This window comes from Salmonella sp. SAL4457 (assembly GCF_046548235.1).
GTDB classification, from domain to species: domain Bacteria; phylum Pseudomonadota; class Gammaproteobacteria; order Enterobacterales; family Enterobacteriaceae; genus Salmonella; species Salmonella enterica.
Genome location: NZ_JBGDZO010000169.1, coordinates 1 through 349 on the forward strand (window position 1 = coordinate 1; position 349 = coordinate 349).

At 67.0% G+C, this 349-nt stretch carries 1 pseudogene; it reads left to right on the forward strand.

From position 1 onward, the window contains the following. Positions 1-79 precede the first annotated feature (79 nt). Positions 80-202: pseudogene (locus tag ACLJNW_RS23755) on the forward strand (AcvB/VirJ family lysyl-phosphatidylglycerol hydrolase); the annotation flags it as partial. Positions 203-349: the final 147 nt, after the last annotated feature.

The following is a 349-nucleotide window of genomic DNA, read 5'->3' on the forward strand; positions in this document are numbered from 1 at the left end:
GGAAATGGCCAGGTTGCCGGCAGCCACGGTGTTCTGCATATATGGCGCCGAAGAAAAGGACTAAAGCGGCTGTACCCAATCCCAGGCCGTCGGCGAGAAGCTCGAACTGCCGGGCGGCCACCACTTCGACGAGGACTACCTGTCCCTGGCGACGAAGATGCTCCAGGCCATCCGCGACCGCGAGAACGCTCCCGACGCCTGATCGCGATCACGCTCTCCCCGCTCCGCCCTTCTTGTCCCCGGCCGGCGCCAGCTAGACTGAGCCTGCCGGGGGCATTCAGGCTGGCTTCAGCGGAGCCGCCGAGAATACCGGCCGACCCGCCGCAGAGCGGGCTCCCGAGAGCCGAAG